An 863-nucleotide genomic window follows, 5' to 3' on the forward strand; every position below is an offset into this window, starting at 1 on the left:
TGCCCGCACATCGTGCTCCCGGTGCCTCTGTCCCGATGGTCGCACCATACGCCACGATGCAGAAAATCGCAGCGGAACGTTGGCACCGAGACATCTCATACCGGTTACCAACCCCATCGAAAGCACCTTCGCCACCGTGCGCCACCGCACGATCCGATCGAAGGGCTGTCTATCCAACAAGACAGCGCTCGCGATGGTCTTCAAACTGGTCGAAGGCGCCCAGAAAAATTGGCGTCGTCTCGATGGCCACCACCAGTTGCCAAAACTCGTTCTCGGTGTGACATTCAACAACGGGATCGAGGTCATCGCCAAGCCGACCGACCGTCAGCCCAAAACCGCCGCCGCCTGACCGGCCCGGCCGTCACCAAAATTTGGCGATAGCTCAAGAGAGGTCGTCGCCGCATTCAGCGATCAGCTTCAGCGAGAGGTAAGGACCGAGGCCGTCGATAGTGGTGATGTCCTTTCCGAGCAGCGAACAGCGCCTCGCGGACGTCAAAAGCTGGAGCGTTCGCCTGATCGGTTCGATTCCGACGCCGCGAGACTCGCGGGGCTGGTCCATGGCCATGACCGCGGTGGAGCCTCAGTTCCTTCAATACGGCTTCGATCCGGGCGTCGCAGGCAGATGCCTTCTCGTGGTAGGCGTCGTAAAGCGCAAGGGCCTGCTCGAGCGCAAACAGATGCTCGGCGCGGTAGCTTCCGGTGAGCGCCTTCGCGATCGTCTCGGCGCTGGAGTGGCAGCTGTAATGGCGCAAGCACGCCAGCGTCTCAGGATCGCGCTCGCCGGCAAGGATCGCGCGTATGATACGCAGGCCGGTCGCGCCGGTGATGTCGGCGACGACGTGGTGCAGCTGAAGATTCATCTC

2 pseudogenes are annotated in these 863 nt (G+C 61.9%); one reads left to right on the forward strand and one right to left on the reverse strand.

Features of this window, described 5'->3' with window-relative positions:
• Positions 1–106 precede the first annotated feature (106 nt).
• Positions 107–349: pseudogene (locus IVA82_RS40540) on the forward strand (IS256 family transposase); the annotation flags it as partial.
• Positions 350–404: 55 nt separating this feature from the next.
• Here IVA82_RS40540 and IVA82_RS40545 read toward each other — a convergent pair.
• Positions 405–863, reverse strand: a pseudogene (locus IVA82_RS40545) (hypothetical protein); the annotation flags it as partial.

The sequence above is a fragment of the Bradyrhizobium sp. 142 genome (assembly GCF_023074015.1).
Taxonomy (GTDB): Bacteria; Pseudomonadota; Alphaproteobacteria; order Rhizobiales; family Xanthobacteraceae; genus Bradyrhizobium.